At 74.9% G+C, this 15620-nt stretch carries 14 protein-coding genes and 1 pseudogene; 9 read left to right on the forward strand and 6 right to left on the reverse strand.

Going from position 1 to position 15620, the window contains the following annotated elements:
* The first annotated feature begins 58 nt into the window (after window positions 1-58).
* Window positions 59-718: a histidine phosphatase family protein gene (locus tag ACFRAC_RS07245; protein WP_382921990.1), complete on the forward strand. Its 660-nt coding sequence runs from the start codon at window positions 59-61 to the stop codon at window positions 716-718.
* A gap of 68 nt (window positions 719-786) precedes the next feature.
* The gene (locus ACFRAC_RS07250; protein WP_382921992.1) at window positions 787-2406 is read left to right on the forward strand and encodes an ABC-F family ATP-binding cassette domain-containing protein; all 1620 of its coding nucleotides are present in this window, start codon (window positions 787-789) and stop codon (window positions 2404-2406) included.
* 11 nt (window positions 2407-2417) lie between these two features.
* On the opposite strand, the pseudogene ACFRAC_RS07255 reads toward ACFRAC_RS07250, so the two are convergent.
* Window positions 2418-2957 (reverse strand): annotated as a pseudogene (locus ACFRAC_RS07255) (hypothetical protein); the annotation flags it as partial.
* Between the two features lie 177 nt (window positions 2958-3134).
* On the opposite strand from ACFRAC_RS07255, the gene ACFRAC_RS07260 reads away from it, so the two are divergent.
* Entirely contained in the window at window positions 3135-3431 is a 297-nt protein-coding gene (locus ACFRAC_RS07260; RefSeq protein ID WP_382921994.1) for a DUF6158 family protein, read from the forward strand.
* A 70-nt stretch (window positions 3432-3501) separates the two neighbouring features.
* Here the strand turns inward: ACFRAC_RS07260 and ACFRAC_RS07265 are convergent, their stop codons facing one another.
* The 3 genes from ACFRAC_RS07265 to ACFRAC_RS07275 form a co-directional block, all read right to left on the reverse strand.
* A complete protein-coding gene (locus tag ACFRAC_RS07265; protein WP_382921996.1) occupies window positions 3502-4053 on the reverse strand; it encodes a type 1 glutamine amidotransferase domain-containing protein in 552 nt (183 codons plus the stop codon).
* 361 nt (window positions 4054-4414) lie between these two features.
* A complete protein-coding gene (locus tag ACFRAC_RS07270; RefSeq protein ID WP_382921998.1) occupies window positions 4415-4789 on the reverse strand; it encodes a DUF2795 domain-containing protein in 375 nt (124 codons plus the stop codon).
* A 255-nt stretch (window positions 4790-5044) separates the two neighbouring features.
* Complete coding sequence (locus ACFRAC_RS07275; RefSeq protein ID WP_382922001.1) at window positions 5045-6853, reverse strand: thiamine pyrophosphate-requiring protein; 1809 nt, start codon at window positions 6851-6853, stop codon at window positions 5045-5047.
* A gap of 249 nt (window positions 6854-7102) precedes the next feature.
* Here ACFRAC_RS07275 and ACFRAC_RS07280 point away from each other — a divergent pair, with 249 nt between their 5' ends.
* From ACFRAC_RS07280 to ACFRAC_RS07295, 4 genes are all read left to right on the forward strand, one after another.
* Entirely contained in the window at window positions 7103-7894 is a 792-nt protein-coding gene (locus ACFRAC_RS07280; protein WP_382922003.1) for an RNA polymerase sigma factor SigF, read from the forward strand.
* Between the two features lie 243 nt (window positions 7895-8137).
* A complete protein-coding gene (locus ACFRAC_RS07285; RefSeq protein ID WP_382922005.1) occupies window positions 8138-9004 on the forward strand; it encodes a hypothetical protein in 867 nt (288 codons plus the stop codon).
* Window positions 9005-9186: 182 nt separating this feature from the next.
* Window positions 9187-10425, forward strand: a complete 1239-nt coding sequence (locus ACFRAC_RS07290) for an aminotransferase class I/II-fold pyridoxal phosphate-dependent enzyme (RefSeq protein ID WP_382922007.1) — start codon at window positions 9187-9189, stop codon at window positions 10423-10425.
* Window positions 10422-11525, forward strand: coding sequence for an MBL fold metallo-hydrolase (locus tag ACFRAC_RS07295; protein WP_382922009.1), 1104 nt, complete (start codon window positions 10422-10424; stop codon window positions 11523-11525). Before ACFRAC_RS07290 ends, ACFRAC_RS07295 begins: the two co-directional genes overlap by 4 nt.
* Before the next feature lie 24 nt (window positions 11526-11549).
* Here the strand turns inward: ACFRAC_RS07295 and ACFRAC_RS07300 are convergent, their stop codons facing one another.
* Window positions 11550-12170 carry a DedA family protein gene (locus ACFRAC_RS07300; RefSeq protein ID WP_382922011.1) on the reverse strand — a complete coding sequence of 207 codons (621 nt, stop codon included), beginning with the start codon at window positions 12168-12170 and terminating at the stop codon, window positions 11550-11552.
* Window positions 12167-12940: an MBL fold metallo-hydrolase gene (locus ACFRAC_RS07305; RefSeq protein WP_382922013.1), complete on the reverse strand. Its 774-nt coding sequence runs from the start codon at window positions 12938-12940 to the stop codon at window positions 12167-12169. Before ACFRAC_RS07305 ends, ACFRAC_RS07300 begins: the two co-directional genes overlap by 4 nt.
* 85 nt (window positions 12941-13025) lie before the next feature.
* Here ACFRAC_RS07305 and ACFRAC_RS07310 point away from each other — a divergent pair, with 85 nt between their 5' ends.
* Entirely contained in the window at window positions 13026-13433 is a 408-nt protein-coding gene (locus ACFRAC_RS07310) for a hypothetical protein (RefSeq protein ID WP_382922015.1), read from the forward strand.
* Between the two features lie 96 nt (window positions 13434-13529).
* Window positions 13530-15596 carry a phage holin family protein gene (locus ACFRAC_RS07315; protein WP_382922017.1) on the forward strand — a complete coding sequence of 689 codons (2067 nt, stop codon included), beginning with the start codon at window positions 13530-13532 and terminating at the stop codon, window positions 15594-15596.
* The last annotated feature ends 24 nt before the right edge of the window (window positions 15597-15620 follow it).

Raw genomic sequence — 15620 nt, forward strand, 5'->3', positions numbered from 1 at the left:
CCTGAACCGGCCCCAAGCTGTCCGGCCCGCGCGGACCGACACACGAAGGAACCCGTCCATGCGCCTGCTGCTCGTCCGCCACGGCCAGACCACCGCCAACGTGGACTACCTGCTCGACACGGCACCCCCCGGAGCACCCCTGACGGCACTCGGCGAACGGCAGGCGGCCGCCCTGCCCGACGCGCTCGCCGGCGAGGACATCGAGGCGGTCTACGCCTCCACCCTGACCCGCACCCAGGCCACCGCCGCGCCGCTGGCCGCCGCCCGGGGCCTGGAGGTCCGGGTGCGCGACGGCATCCGCGAGGTGTCCGCCGGCGACCTGGAACTGCTGCCCGGGCACTCCGAACGGGCCGAGCCCTACATGCGGACCGTGTTCGCGTGGGCCGCAGGGGAGACGTCGCTGCGGATGCCGGGCGGCGAGAGCGGAGACGAGGCGCTCGGACGCTACGACGCGGTGGTCGCCGAGGCCGCGGGCAGCGGCGCCCGGACGGTCGCCATGGTCAGCCACGGCGCCGCCATCCGCATGTGGACCGCGGCCCGCGCCGCCAACGTCGACGTCGGCTTCGCCGCGGCCCACCCGTTGGAGAACACCGGTGTCGTGATCCTGGAGGGCAGCCCCGGCGAGGGCTGGAAGGCGCTGTCCTGGACGGGCGCGGTCGTGGCCCCGGCGGGCGAGGGCGGACCCACGGGCCGGCCTGTCGACGGGCGGCGTTCGTAGGGGCCCGGCACCGGACCATGCGATAAGCGTTTGCCCGGGCTCCCGGCCGCCCCGCAGAATGCGGCCTCATGGGACATCTGGAAGCCGCGCACCTCGAATACCACCTCCCCGACGGGAGGGCGCTGCTCGGCGATGTCTCGTTCCGGGTGGGCGAGGGCGCCGCCGTGGCGCTGGTCGGGCCGAACGGCGCCGGCAAGACCACCCTGCTCCGGCTGATCTCCGGCGAGCTGAAACCGCACGGGGGCACCGTCACCGTCAGTGGCGGGCTCGGCGTGATGCGCCAGTTCGTCGGGTCCGTACGCGACGAGACGACCGTACGCGACCTGCTGGTCTCGGTGGCGCCGCCCCGCATCAGGGAGGCCGCCCGGGCCGTCGACGAGGCCGAGCACGCGATCATGACGGTCGACGACGAGGCCGCCCAGCTGAGGTACGCCCAGGCGCTCGCCGACTGGGCGGAGGCGCGCGGCTACGAGGCCGAGACCCTGTGGGACATGTGCACCACGGCCGCGCTCGGCGTGCCCTACGAGAAGGCGCAGTGGCGGCAGGTGCGGACGCTGTCCGGCGGCGAGCAGAAGCGCCTGGTGCTGGAGGCGCTGCTGCGCGGCACCGACGAGGTCCTGCTGCTGGACGAGCCGGACAACTACCTCGACGTGCCCGGCAAGCGCTGGCTGGAGGAGCGGCTGAAGGAGACCCGCAAGACGGTCCTCTTCGTCTCCCACGACCGCGAACTCCTGTCCCGCGCCGCCGAGAAGATCGTCTCGGTGGAGCCCTCCCCGGCCGGCGCGGACGCCTGGGTGCACGGCGGCGGCTTCGCGACCTACCACGAGGCCCGCCGCCGGCGCTTCGCCCGCTTCGAGGAGCTGCGCAGACGGTGGGACGAGAAGCACGCCCAGCTGAAGAAGCTGGTACTGACCCTCCGTCAGGCCGCCGAGAACAGCACCGACATGGCGTCCCGGTACCGGGCCGCCCAGACCCGGCTGCGCAAGTTCGAGGAGGCCGGGCCGCCGCCCGAGCCGCCCCGCGAACAGGACATCCGGATGCGGCTCAAGGGCGGCCGCACCGGCGTGCGGGCCGTCACCTGCGAGGACCTGGAACTGACCGGCCTGATGAAGCCGTTCTCGCTGGAGGTCTTCTACGGCGAACGCGTCGCCGTCCTCGGCTCCAACGGCTCCGGGAAGTCCCACTTCCTGCGCCTGCTCGCCGGGGAGGACGTCGCCCACACCGGCCACTGGAAGCTCGGCGCGCGGGTGGTGCCCGGGCACTTCGCGCAGACCCACGCGCACCCCGAGCTGACGGGCCACACCCTGCTCGACATCCTGTGGACCGAGCACGCCCAGGACCGGGGCGCCGCCATGTCCCGGCTGCGCCGCTACGAGCTCACCCAGCAGGCCGAGCAGACCTTCGACCGGCTCTCCGGCGGCCAGCAGGCCCGCTTCCAGATCCTGCTGCTGGAGCTGGAGGGCGTGACAGCCCTGCTGCTCGACGAGCCCACCGACAACCTCGACCTGGAGTCCGCCGAGGCGCTCCAGGAGGGGCTGGAGGCGTTCGAGGGCACCGTGCTGGCGGTCACCCACGACCGCTGGTTCGCCCGCTCCTTCGACCGCTATCTGGTCTTCGGCAGCGACGGACGCCTCCGTGAGACACCGGAACCGGTGTGGGACGAGCGCCGGGTGGAGCGGGCGCGCTAGCCGGACACGGGTCAGACCCAGCGGAGCAGGGCGCCCGGCCCGCCGGCCGGGGCCTCGTCCCGCGCGGCGCCGTCGGCCGGCGCGACCGGCACCGCGGCGGCACCCGTGGCGGCCACGGACCGGATCAGCGCGTCGTCGGCGCGGGCCGACCAGGAGTGCTGCTCGCCGAGGATCTTCAGATCCGTACGGCGCACCGCCGACCGGTCGGGGACCTCGCCGATCCACACCTCGCGGTGCGCGTCCGGTCCGCCCGGACGGATCAGCAGCGCTTCGATCCGGTGCTCGCGGGCGGCCTCGACCAGCGCGGGCACCCCTTCCACCGCTCCGGCACGGCCCTCGCCGTCGGGGGCGCGGGCCGCCAGGAAGCGGTCCATCTCGGTCTCCGCCCGGCCGCGCACCCGCTTCTCGCGGATCCGTGCCACGTCCTCGTGCGGCAGCCTGCTGCCGGAGCCGTGCGGGGTCCCGACGACCGCGTCCCGCAGCCGCTGCGGCATCCGCTCGTGCACGGCCCGCCACTCCCGGTCGTCACCGACCAGCATCACCGGATCGGCCTGTGCCGCGTCGGACGGCGTTCGTGCGGCGTGTCCTCCGTATGCCGGGACGTGCCGACGTACACGGAGGCCCGGGGGCCGGGGTGTTCGTACAGTGGATGCAGAAAGGCGAGGTCCATGACTGTCTCCCGTGCGCCTCTCGGAGCCGCGTGCTCGGCGGGCGGGTACCCGGACGGCATGGTTGGACACGACGAGCGGGGCACCACGATGACCGGAGTCGACCCCGGCCGGCTGGACGATCAGCAGCTCATGAAGGAGCTGGAGAACATCCACCGGACGCGCCACGACACGCTGCTGTACGGCTCGAACGACGCGCTGCGGGCCCACAACGAACGCATGGCACAGCTGGAGGGCGAGTACCTGCGGCGCAATCCCGGCCGCCTCGTGGCGGCCGGGCGGACCCGGGACGGTGCCCGGGTCCGCGACGTCTGCGGCACCCCGCCGCACGGGCCCGGCGCCACCGAGGGCGGCTGAGCACACGGACGCGCCGGACCGGGACCCGTGGTCCCGCGCCCGACGCGTCCGCCGCCAGTGCGCCCGCCCGTCAGGCGGCCTGCTCGGACTCGGCGGCGAACACCTCCAGGTACGTCTGGCAGAACGCCTTCAGGTCGTCCGGCTTCCGGCTCGTGACCAGCTTGCTCGGCGCGTGGTCGCAGACCCGCACCTGCTCGTCGACCCAGGTCCCGCCCGCGTTGCGGATGTCCGTCCGCAGACTCGGCCACGACGTCAGCACCCGGCCGCGCACGACGTCCGCCTCCACCAGCGTCCACGGGGCGTGACAGATGGCCGCCACCGGCAGGCCCCGGTCGAAGAAGTCCCGGACGAAGGCGACGGCCTTCTGGTCCATCCGCAGGAGGTCGGGGTTGGCGACCCCACCGGGCAGGACGAGCCCGCCGAAGTCCCCGGCCGAGGTCTCCCCGACGACCTCCTGCACGGGGAACGTGTCCGCCTTGTCGAGATGGTGGAACGCCTGGATCTCCCCGGACTCCGTCGACACGAGCACCGGTTCGTGACCGGCGTCCTCCGCGGCCTGCCAGGGCTCGGTCAGCTCGACCTGCTCGACGCCCTCGGGTGCGGTCAGAAAAGCGATGCGCATGGATGTCTCCCTCTTCCTGTTGGTTCACTCGCTCGGCGCGGCCCTGCCGATGCTGGCCGGCGCCGACTGCGGGTCGCGGCCCCCGGCCGGATCCCGGGGCTCGGCACGCCGACCGGGACAGCGTGGTCCCGACCGTCCGCGACCACCACGTCACAGGTGTCCCGCGCCCGCGTCGGCCGGGCCGCGTCGGTGAGCGGGGCGTCCGGGCGGACGGCGGCGACACCCGCGGTCATGACGTCCTTCACCAGCGCGGTCCTGACCGCCCCTCCCTTGATATGGCCGCACAACGGCAGCGCGGCGGTGTCACACGACCCGCCGCGGTACCCGGCCGCACGTCCGGATCTCAGTGCCGCTCGCCGCGTCAGCCGCCCGTCAGCGCTTCGGCGAGTTGCTGCACGTTGGCGTACCGCTCGGAGCGCGGCAGGCGTCCCACGGGTTCGATCAGGACGTCGGGCGCGTGGAAGCGCCGCAGCTCACCAACCAGCTCCTGCGGGCCGGCCGGGAAGGCATGGCGGCTCAGGAAGCGCGCCAGTTCCAGCCGGACCGTCTCCAGGGACGCCGCCGACGACCCCGGGGCCACCGGGCCACCCGCGACCAGCGGATCGTCCTCGGCGGACGGCTCCGGGTCGTACCACTCCTCGGCCCGGGTGGGGTGCCCGGACCGCAGCAGCCCCTGTAGTACGTGCTTCATCTCGTCGTCACGGTGAACGCTCAGCCGGTCGCTGCCTCGCTGCATGACTCCCTCCAGATCCTCGGGACTGCGCACCGCGTACCCGTCCACCGGAGGTCGACACGGGGGTTTGCGGACCGGAACCGGGGTGAGCCGGACGTCTCACCCCCCGAGACGCCCCCCGCGCGACGGTCTGGAGGACCCCGAGCCGCTCCTGTCGGAGGGCCGGAGCCTGCCCACGGAGCGGGCGGCCACCCCCGGAGGCTGACCGCCCAGGCGATCGGCCGACCGTGCGCGCCCCCGCCCGGCCCCGGCCCCGCCTCAGTCCCCCTTGTGCTCCCGTTCCCGCCCCGGCAGGAACTCCTGCAGCTTGGCCTTGAAGCCCTGCTTGACCATCGAGCCGCGGTCCGCGTCGCCCTTGAGGATCGCCGACGCCGTCGCCTCCATCTGCTCCCACGTGGCGTGCGGGGGGATGGGCGGTACGGCGGGGTCCGTCACGAACTCCACGACCGCGGGCCCGTCGGCGGCCAGCGCGGCACGCCAGGCCGGCTCGACGTCCTCCGGCTTCTCCACGCGGATGCCCGTCAGACCGAGGGAGCGCGCGAAGTCGGCGTACCGGACGTCCGGCAGCTCCTGCGACGGAAGGAAGGACGGGGCGCCTCCCATGGCGCGCATCTCCCAGGTCACCTGGTTCAGGTCCCGGTTGTTGTAGACGGCCACCACCAGCCGCGGGTCCTCCCACAGCTCCCGGTACTTCGCGGCCGTGATCAGCTCCGCCAGCCCATTCATCTGCATCGCCCCGTCCCCGACGAGCGCGATCGCCGGGCGGTCCGGGTGGGCGAACTTGGCGCCGATCGCGTACGGCACACCGCAGCCCATCGTCGCCAGCGTCCCCGACAGCGAACCCCGCATCCCCGGACGGAACGTCAGGTGCCGGGCGTACCAGTTGGACGTCGAGCCCGAGTCCGAGGTGACGATCGCGTCGGGGGGCAGCAGCGGGTCCAGCGCGCGGGTGACGTACTCCGGGTTGACCGGGTCGGCCGACAGCGCGGCCCGCCGCTCCATCACCTCGTGCCAGCGCGACACGTTGTCGCACACCGTCTCGAACCACTCCCGGCCCCGTTCCTCCGACCGGATCAGCGGGATCAGCCGCTCCATCGTGGCCTTGGCGTCGCCGATCAGGTTCGCCTCGTACGGGTAGCGCATCCCGACCATGCGCGGGTCGATGTCGATCTGCACGCCCCGCGCCTTGCCGAAGTCCGGCAGGAACTGCGAGTACGGGAAGGACGAACCGATCGTCAGCAGCGTGTCGCAGTCCCGCATGAGCTCGTACGACGGACGGGTGCCCAGCAGGCCGATCGAGCCGGTGACGTACGGTAGTTCGTCGCTCAGGACGTCCTTGCCGAGCAGCGCCTTCGCGACGCCCGCGCCGAGCAGTTCGGCCACCCGCTCCACCTCGGCCCGGGCGCCCGCCGCGCCCTGGCCGACCAGGATGGCCACCTTGTCGCCGGAGTTGAGGATCTCGGCCGCCTGCCGGACGGAGTCCTCGGACGGGACAGTCGTCCAGGCGCCGGAGTCCAGGCTGGACGGCACCATCTTGAACTCGTGCGTCGGAGCGGAGTATTCGAGCTCCTGGACGTCCCCGGGGATGATGACGGCGGTGGGGGAGCGTCGCGCGTACGCCGTGCGGATCGCCCGGTCCAGGACGTTCGGCAGCTGCTCGGGGACCGTCACCGTCTCCACGAAGTCCGAGGCGACGTCCTTGAACAGCGTGTGCAGGTCGACCTCCTGCTGGTACGACCCGCCCATCGCCGTGCGATGCGTCTGGCCGACGATGGCCACGACCGGCACATGGTCCAGCTTGGCGTCGTACAGGCCGTTCAGGAGATGGATCGCGCCCGGCCCCGAGGTCGCCGCGCACACGCCGACCCGGCCGCTGAACTTGGCGTAGCCGACCGCCTGGAACGCGGACATCTCCTCGTGCCGGGACTGCACGAACCGGGGCCGGTTCTCGGCCCGGCCCCAGGCGGCGAGCAGGCCGTTGATGCCGTCGCCGGGATAGCCGAAGACGTGCTCCACCCCCCAGGCGCGCAGACGCTCCAGGATGTGGTCGGCGACCGTGGTGCTCATGCGGGGACCTCCAGGGGACTCCGGGGACGACGCGGCACCGCTACGGGTGACCCCGGACCCGGGCGGAAAACCTGCGCCGGGTGTTTGGGCACCGCGCGCCCGGGCAGGCGGACGGATAGTGCTTCGGACAGGAGGCACGTCCGCGGGACCAGTGTGTCCCGGACGGGTGTGCCCGGATACCGGAGTGCTCTGTCTCTCCCGCGGTGACCGTCCTACCCGAGCACGTGACCGAGGGAGTTGCCAGGCGTCATGCCTACTCCAGTGAAATCCAGGAAGCATCCGCACGACGACGCGCCCGACACCACGGCGGACTTCCGCACGCTGGCCACGCTGCCCGACGGCCCAGAGCGCGACGCGCTGCGCGGGCGGATCGTCGAGGCGTGGCTGCCCATGGCGGACCGGCTCGCCGGCCGCTTCCGCAACCGCGGCGAGAGCCTGGACGACCTGCGCCAGGTCGCCGCGCTCGGCCTGGTCAAGGCCGTCGACCGGTACGACCCCGAGCTCGGCAACGCCTTCGAGAGCTACGCCGTGCCCACCATCACCGGTGAGATCAAGCGGCACTTCCGCGACCACATGTGGACGCTGCACGTGCCGCGCCGCGTGCAGGACCTGCGCAACCGCGTCCGGTTCGCCGTGCACGACCTGCAGACCGTCTCCGGCCGCGCCCCGAGCGTCGCCGAGATCGCCGCGCACGGCGACCTGAGCGAGGCGGACGTCCGGGCCGGCCTGGAGGCGCTCGAGAGCTTCACCGCGCTCTCCCTGGACGCCGAACTCCCCGGCAGCGAAGACGGTTACTCGCTCAGCGACGCGCTGGGCTCCGTCGACCCCGCGCTGGCCACGGTCGTGGACCGCGAGGCGGTCGCCCCGCGTCTGGCGGCGCTGCCCGAGCGGGAGCGGGCGATCCTCTTCATGCGGTTCTTCGGCGACATGACCCAGAGCCGTATAGCCGAACAGCTCGGCATCTCCCAGATGCACGTGTCCCGTCTGATCAACCGCAGCTGCTCCCGGGTCCGCGACCAGGTCCTGAACGACGGCTCCTGACCTCGCCGGCAGTCGAATCGGGGCGTTCGGCCCGCCCCGGTTCGACCGCCCCTCCGACGACCGCGCCCTGCGGCGGGGCTCACGTACCCCTCCCCGCCCCCCTTCCCCGCCACATCACCCGCTCGGACGCCCGCTGTCCCGCGAATGGCGTCCGGCCGCGCGCGTCTCCATGGGAGCCGGGCTGTCATGGCTGAGGGGCACGAGTGCCCGTACCCGCAGCCGTCGGCCGAAGGAGTCCACCCCATGCGCCGCACCGTCCGCGCCCTGTCCGTCGCCGCACTGGCCGGTGCTGCCCTGGGCACCGGCGCCCAGGCCGCCCTCGCGGACCCGACGGCGGAGGTCGGGCCCGCCTCCGTCACACCCGGCGGGTCCGTCACCGTGTCGGTCACCTGCGATCCGGTCGACGGCGCCGCGCCCGCCACGCTCGACGCCGTGTCGCAGGCGTTCGAGGACGGCACCGTGCAGCTTCAGCGGGTCAGCGGTGGTGAGGGGGCGGACGCCGGTCCCGTCTACCGGGGGGCCGCGCGGATCTCCTCGGCCGAGAACTTCGAGGGCGACCCGGACGCGGCCGGGCCCGAGTCCGCCTGGACCGTCGACGGCACCTGCCCGGCGGCGGCCGGGACCGAGGGGTCGGAGTGGAGCGCGCCCCTCACCGTGGCCCTCGAAGGGGGCTCCGGCGGGAGCGGGTCCGAGGCGGACACCCTGGCGGCGGACAGCGAGGAGGAGGAAGTCGCCGCCTCCACGCTCACCGCGCCGCGCGAGACCGGCGAGGGCGGTACGGGTGACCACGGCGGCGACGACTGCTCCGGGTCCTCCTGGGGCGGCACCGGGCAGTGGGGGGACGGCGGGGGCGGGACGCGCCGGCCGGAGGTCTCCGGGTCCGGTGCGGCCGAGGAGAAGTGGAAGGGCGGCAAGACCCGCCCCGAGCCCTGTGAGACGCCCGCCGTCCCGGTCGACCCGGCCGTCCCGGGCGGTGTGAAGGCCGGGCAGGGCGGCGTCTTCACCGACTCCGTGCCCGCCCTGGTCTGCGGCGGCGCCCTCATCGCCGGTGCGGCCGGCGGCGCGGTGTACCGGCTGCGCCGCGGGACACCGGCCGGACGGCGGCCGTGACCCTGCGGCCACCGGGACCGCCACCGGGACCGCCACCGGTCCGCCGGAGGCGACCGCGCCGGTGTGACGGGCGCGACAACCGCCGGCGGTCGGGAGACGGATGACGATGGGTACGCGGAGCGCGACGGGTACAGGGCACACCGTGCGGCTCGTACGGCGGCCGGCACGGCACGGAGGTACGGATGCGCCGGACGGACCTCGGGGGCCACGGCCCCGTGCGCTTCGGGCCGCCCCTGCCCGACGACGGGCTGCCCGTCCTGCCCGAACTGGCCGGTGTGCTCGCCGCCGCCGCGGGCCGGGCCGCGAGCGAGCCCGTCGGCGGTGGTGCCGCGCTGCTGGAGGCCGCGTGCGGCTACTGGGACCGGCGGGGCCTGCCGACCGCGCCGGAGCGGGCGGTCGCCGCCCCCGGTGCCCCCGCCCTGCTGCTGGCCCTGACCGCCGCGCTCGGCGGTGACGTCCTGGTGCCCCGGCCCTGCGCGGCCTGGTGGGCCCCGTACGCGCGCCTGCTGGGGCGCCGCGTCTTCCACGTACCGACCCCCGCCGAGTCCGGCGGTGTCGCCGACCCCTACGCCCTGCTGGAGACCGTCCGCCGGGTCCGCGCGGAGGGCGGGGACCCCCGGCTGCTGGTGCTGTCGCCCGCCGACGACCCGGCCGCCACCGTGGCCCCGCCCGAGGTGCTGCACGAGAGCCTGGAGGCCGCCGCCGGCGAGGGACTGCACCTGATCAGCGACGAGACCTGGCGCGACACCGTGCACGCCCCGCACGAGACCGTGCTGCTCAGCCCCGCCGAGATGCTCCCCGAGCAGGTCACCGTCGTCACCGACCTGGCCGGCGCCCACCTCCCCACGGGCTGGCCCGCGGCCGTCGCCCGGTTCCCCGCCGGCGACGGTACGCACGCGCGCGTGCTCGACGTGCTCACCGCCCTCGGCGCCCGCGTGGCGGGCCCGGTCGCACTCGCCGCCGGGTACGCCCTCGCCGAGCCCGAGCCGGTCACCACCCGGATCACCGCGACCGTACGGCTGCACGCGCGGCTCGCCGCCGCCGCGCACGCGGCCGCCGCGGACGCCGGTGCCATCGCCCGCCCCCCGCAGGCCGGACGGCACCTGTACGTCGACCTCGGACCGCTGCGCGCCGGGCTGTCCGGCCACGGCGTGGGGGACGCGCAGGACCTGGAGGACTTCCTCGCCGGCCGGCTCGGCATGCCCGCGCCCGGCGGCCACCGCTTCGGCGACGCCCTCGGGGCACTGCGCGTCCGGCTGTCCACCGGAGCGCTCCTCACCGGCACCGACGAGGAGCGCGCGGAATGCCTCACGTCCCCCGCGCCGTTGGAACTGCCGCACGTACGACGCGCGTTGACCCACCTGAAATCGGTCTTCGAAGAACTCCGTCACGACGCCGAGCGATGGGAGACCCCCCGATGACGCAGCAGTCCGACTCGGCCACACCCGCCCCCTCGCGCACGCCCCTGAAGGACGCCCCGGCGCCCCCCGCCGCCTCCCCTTCTCCGCGTCCGGCCGCGCCCCGCCCGCTCGCCGCGCGCCGGGTGTGGCCGCGCACCTTCCACGACCGGCTCACCGCCCCGCTGCCCGGCCTGCGGGCCTTCGCCCGCTTCGCGCGTGAGGGCGCGATCCGGCCCGGCCGGGAGGGCCTCGCCGACGTGCCGCGGCTGCCCTTCGCACCGGCCCCGCTGCCCCGCGTCGACGCCCGCACGGTCGCCGTCTCCTGGGCGGGTCACGCCAGTTGGGTCGTACGGATCGGCGGGCTGACCGTCCTGACCGACCCGGTGTGGTCGCGCCGCATCCTCGGCACCCCGGCCCGTGTCACCCCCGTCGGCATCCCCTGGGACGCGCTGCCGCGCGTGGACGCGGTCGTCATCAGCCACAACCACTACGACCACCTGGACGCCCCCACCCTGCGCCGGCTCCCGCGCGACACCCCCGTGTTCGTACCGGCCGGACTCGGCCCCTGGTTCCGGCGCCGCCGGTTCACCCGGGTCACCGAGCTGGACTGGTGGGAGGCGGCGGAACTGTCCGGCGTCCGCGTCGACTTCGTGCCCGCCCACCACTGGTCCAAGCGGACCCTGTTCGACACCTGCCGCAGCCTGTGGGGCGGCTGGGTGCTCACCGCGCCCGACGGACAGCGCGTGTACTTCGCGGGCGACACCGGCTACGGCCACTGGTTCGCCCGCATCGGCGAGCGCTACCCCGGCATCGACCTCGCCCTGCTCCCGATCGGCGCGTACGAGCCGCGCTGGTGGCTCAGCGACGTGCACTGCGACCCGGAGGAGGCGGTCCGCGCCGCCGGCGACCTGGGCGCCCGCCGGATGGCGCCGATGCACTGGGGCACGTTCGTGCTGTCGGCGGAACCCGTCCTGGAGCCGCTCACGCGCGTGCGTGCCGCGTGGGAGCGGGCCGGCCGGGACCGGGCGGACCTGTGGGACCTGCCGGTGGGAGGCTCGCGGGTGATCGAGCGGCAGCCCGCCGGACGCGGGGCCGAGGCGCGCGAGGAGTCCCGCGGGTGACCGGGACGGCCCGCCGGCGGGCTCTCAGCCGGCCGGCCGCAGCCGCTTCCAGACGCTGGGCGCGGCGCTGATCAGCAGGGTCAGCGCGACCGCCGCGGCCACGCCCTGCCACGGCTCGGGGAACAGGGAACCGCCGAGGATCCCGATGAGCTGGTACGTCACCGCCCAGGCCACGCACGCCGGGAGGTTGCCGCGGGCGAACCGCCGGATCGGCCACTCGGCGAGCAGGCACGCCAGCATCACCGGCAGCCGGCCCGCCGGCACCAGGCGGGACAGCACCAGCACCGCCACGTCGTGCTCGGCGAGCTTGCGCCGGGACTGCTCCAGCCGGTCCTCCGGAGCCCGCGAGCGGATGGCCTCCAGCCAGCGCGAGCCGTTCTTCGAGCCCATGCCGCGCCGCCCCAGCCAGTACAGCGTCGCGTCCCCGAGGAACGCGGCCGTCGACGCCGTCAGGAACACCAGGGCCAGCGACACCGGCGACGCCTGGTGGAACGCCACCACCGCCGCCGAACTGACCAGCGCCCCCGTCGGCACGACCGGCACCAGCGCCCCGACCAGCACGAGCAGGAACAGCGAGGGATAGCCCAGCGCCTGCTGCGCCGAGCCGGGTGCCACGGTCGTCGTGACAGCGCCCAGGAACGTCACCGGGACACCTGCTGGCGCACGCTCTCGCCGTGCGCCAGCAGGTGCACCGACACACCGGGCGCGCGCTCCGCCGCGAGCCGCGCGAACTCGTCACCCGGCGTGTGGAACTCATGGGGGCGCACGGAGTCCATACCGATCGGCCAGTACGTGCCGTAGTGCACCGGGACCGCGCTGCGCGGACCGAGCAGCGCCAGCGCCTCGGCCGCGCGCCCGGCGTCCAGATGCCCGTCCCCCAGGAACGGCCCCCAGCCGCCGACGGGCAGCAGCGCCACGTCGACCGGGCCGACCTCCTTCGCCATCGTCTCGAACAGCCCGGTGTCCCCGGCGAAGTAGGTCCGCGCCTCGCCCTCGACGACATAGCCGAGGGCGGGCGAGCGGTGCGGGCCGACCGGCAGCCGACGCCCGTCGTGCCGCGCGGACACCGCCCGTACGGCCAGGTCACCGACGCGTGTCACGTCGCCGGGCGCCATCTCGGTGAGCCGCAGATGCCGGAGCCTGCGCAGACCGGGCACCGCACGGGGCGCCCCCCGGGGCACGAGCAGCCGGGTGCCGGGCGCCAGCCGGGCCAGCGACGGCAGATGGAGGTGGTCGGCGTGCAGATGGGAGACGAGGGCGACGTCCGCGCGCCAGGCGCCCGGCGGCGGCAGCGCGCCCCGGCGCCGGCGCAGATGCGCGAGCCGGCGTGCGAACAGAGGGTCGGTCAGGACGCGTATGTGCGCATCCTCGACCGTGCAGGTGGCGTGCCCCCACCACGTGATCTCCACCGGCACCTCTTTGCCTCCTTCGTGCGCCTCCCCGAAGCGTACGGGCTGGAGTAGGGTCGGCGGCGAAATCCGGAGGTGAGGGGGGACGCCCATGGGGCCGACCGCGGTGCGGGTCACGGCGATCGCCAGTCTGACGCCGCTCGAGGAGCTGGACGCCGACCCCTTCCTGGTGGACTCCCGCAGCCAGCACGCCATGTGCGCCCACTGGGCCGCCGAACACGGGTACGTCGTCGCGCGCGAGCTCCTGGTCCGCCGGCTGCGCACCGACCACAGCGTGCTGTGGGACGGCGTGCGCCCCGGCCTCGACCTGTTCGTGGCGCCCAGCCGCCGCGTCCTGGAGAGCGCCCTGTCCTCCGTCGAGGAGTTCACCGCCGAGTGCGCCCGGCGCGGGGTCCGGGTGGAGACCGTGGGCGGCGCGGAGCCGTCGTACGACGCGCAGATGAAGGCCCGCGTGCACCGCAGGCTGTCCATGCCGACGGCCGGCTACGACGGGCGCTGAGCCCGCGCACCGGCGCTGACCAGGGAACTCCCGAGGCCGTACGGCCGTTGTGTCAGGCTGGGGCCCAGGGCGGGCCGGACGTGAGGTGGACTGGACGTGCGTGGTGGGCGCTGGCGGCGGATCGCCAGTCAGATCGGGCGGAGCGTCGCCGTGTGGGCGGTGTCCACCGTCACCATCCTCGTGCTCGCCGGCATCCTGCCCGACTTCCAGCTCCAGTCGCCCGACGGCGACAGCGCCACCGACATCGCGGTCACCGCGGCCCTCGGGGCCGGCGCCTTCGGTCTGCTCTCGGCTGTGGTCTGGCCGCTCCTCGTCCGCCTCCTGCTCCTCGTGCCCGCCCTGGTGCTCGGCCTGCTGGTCTTCGTCCTCAACGGCGTCCTGCTGAGCGTCGCCCTGCGCCTGGTGCCCTCCGGCGACAGCGAGGCCGCCCCCGAGACCGCCGTCATCGTCGCCGCCGTCATGTCCGCGGTGGCCTCCGCGACCGGCGCCGCCCTCGCCGTACGCGACGACGACGCGTACCGGCGCCGCCTGTACCGGCTGGCCGACCGGCGCAGACGCAGCCTGCCGCCCGGCCCGTCCAGCCCCGGCACCGTCTTCGTGCAGCTCGACGGCGTCGGCCACGACGTGCTGCGCGCCGCCGTCGACAAGGGCCTGATGCCCACCGTCACCCGCTGGCTGGGCGGCGCCCACACCTCCCACCGGCTCACCCCCTGGCGCACCGACTGGTCCAGCCAGACCGGCGCCAGCCAGCTCGGCATCCTGCACGGCAGCACCTACGACATCCCCGCCTTCCGCTGGTACGAGAAGGCCGGCCGCGAGGTCATGGTCTGCAACCGACCCACCAGCGCCGCCGAACTGCAGCGCCGCGCCGTCGACCGCACCGGCGACCCCGGCCTGCTCGCCGCCGACGGAGCCAGCCGGGGCAACCTGTTCAGCGGCGGCGCCGACGAACAGGCCCTCGTGCTGTCCATCGCCGCCCGGCGCCGCAGCCGCGAGAACCGCTCCCGCTCCGGCTACTTCGCCTACTTCTCCGACCCGGCCAACGCCGTGCGCACCGCCCTGTCGTTCGTCGCCGAGGTCGCCCGCGAGATCGGGCAGTCCACCCGGTCCCGCGCCCGCAGGACCCGCCCGCGCGTCGGCCGCGGCGGCCTCTACCCGCTCATCCGCGCCTTCGCGACCGTCGTCGAACGGGACGTCGTCGTCGCCGCCGTGATGGGCGACATGCTCGCCGGCCGCACCGCCGTCTTCGCCGACCTCGTCGCCTACGACGAGGTGGCCCACCACTCCGGTCCGCACAGCGGCGACGCCGAGAAGGTCCTCTCCCGCCTCGACCGGTCCCTCGCCCTCATCGAGAACGTCGCCGAGCACGCCCCGCGCCCGTACCGGATCGTCGTGCTCTCCGACCACGGGCAGAGCCCCGGCGAGACCTTCCGCTCCCGCTACGGACTGGGCCTCGGTGACCTGGTGCGGGCCGGCTGCGGGCTGCCCGTGCCGCGCCGGGCCCGGCGCACCCACAGCGGCGCGGAGGCCCGCGCCGCCGTGCGCGCCGCGCTGCGCCGCCCCGTCGAGGAGGGCGCCGGGCAGCACCGCCCGCCGCGCCACTCCGAACCGATCGTGCTGGCCTCCGGCAACCTCGGCCTGGTCTCCTTCCCTGACGTGCCGCACCGCATGACCAAGGAGGAGATCGACGCCCGCCACCCGGCGCTGCTGACCACGCTCGCCAACCACCCGGGCATCGGCTTCCTGCTGGTGCGCAGCGAGCGGTACGGCGGGGTCGTGCTCGGCGCGTACGGCGCCGAGATCCCGCTGGACCGGCTGGACGAGGACCCCGGCCCGCTGGCGGTCTTCGGCCCGCACGCCGCCGACGCCGTCCGCCGCACCCACTCCTTCCCCAACACCGCCGACATCATGGTCAACTCCGCCTACGACCCGGCCGACGGCGAGGTCCTCGCCTTCGAGGAGCAGATCGGCTCGCACGGCGGGCTCGGCGGCGCACAGGGCGAGCCGTTCCTGCTGTCGCCGCTCGCCTTCTCCGCGCCCGCGGACGACGGCACGGACCTGGTCGGCGCCGAGTCCGTGCACCGGGTGCTGCGCCGCTGGCTGCGCGAGGCGGACGGACCGCAGGTGCCGGTCGCGACCCGGCCGCAGGAGCGGGCCGCCTGAAAAACCGGCTGCGTGCGGCGGCGC

Origin of the sequence: Streptomyces sp. NPDC056628 (assembly GCF_042792555.1) — a bacterium.
Lineage (GTDB): Bacteria > Actinomycetota > Actinomycetes > Streptomycetales > Streptomycetaceae > Streptomyces.

Coding starts and splice junctions, on each gene's coding strand:
- ACFRAC_RS07245 (WP_382921990.1), top strand. CDS start 59: ATGCGCCTGCTGCTCGTCCGCCACGGCCAGACCACCGCCAACGTGGAC.
- ACFRAC_RS07265 (WP_382921996.1), bottom strand. CDS start 4,053: ATGCGCATCGCTTTTCTGACCGCACCCGAGGGCGTCGAGCAGGTCGAG.
- ACFRAC_RS07280 (WP_382922003.1), top strand. CDS start 7,103: ATGCCTACTCCAGTGAAATCCAGGAAGCATCCGCACGACGACGCGCCC.
- ACFRAC_RS07250 (WP_382921992.1), top strand. CDS start 787: ATGGGACATCTGGAAGCCGCGCACCTCGAATACCACCTCCCCGACGGG.
- ACFRAC_RS07310 (WP_382922015.1), top strand. CDS start 13,026: ATGGGGCCGACCGCGGTGCGGGTCACGGCGATCGCCAGTCTGACGCCG.
- ACFRAC_RS07285 (WP_382922005.1), top strand. CDS start 8,138: ATGCGCCGCACCGTCCGCGCCCTGTCCGTCGCCGCACTGGCCGGTGCT.
- ACFRAC_RS07260 (WP_382921994.1), top strand. CDS start 3,135: ATGGTTGGACACGACGAGCGGGGCACCACGATGACCGGAGTCGACCCC.
- ACFRAC_RS07295 (WP_382922009.1), top strand. CDS start 10,422: ATGACGCAGCAGTCCGACTCGGCCACACCCGCCCCCTCGCGCACGCCC.
- ACFRAC_RS07270 (WP_382921998.1), bottom strand. CDS start 4,789: ATGCAGCGAGGCAGCGACCGGCTGAGCGTTCACCGTGACGACGAGATG.
- ACFRAC_RS07290 (WP_382922007.1), top strand. CDS start 9,187: ATGCGCCGGACGGACCTCGGGGGCCACGGCCCCGTGCGCTTCGGGCCG.
- ACFRAC_RS07275 (WP_382922001.1), bottom strand. CDS start 6,853: ATGAGCACCACGGTCGCCGACCACATCCTGGAGCGTCTGCGCGCCTGG.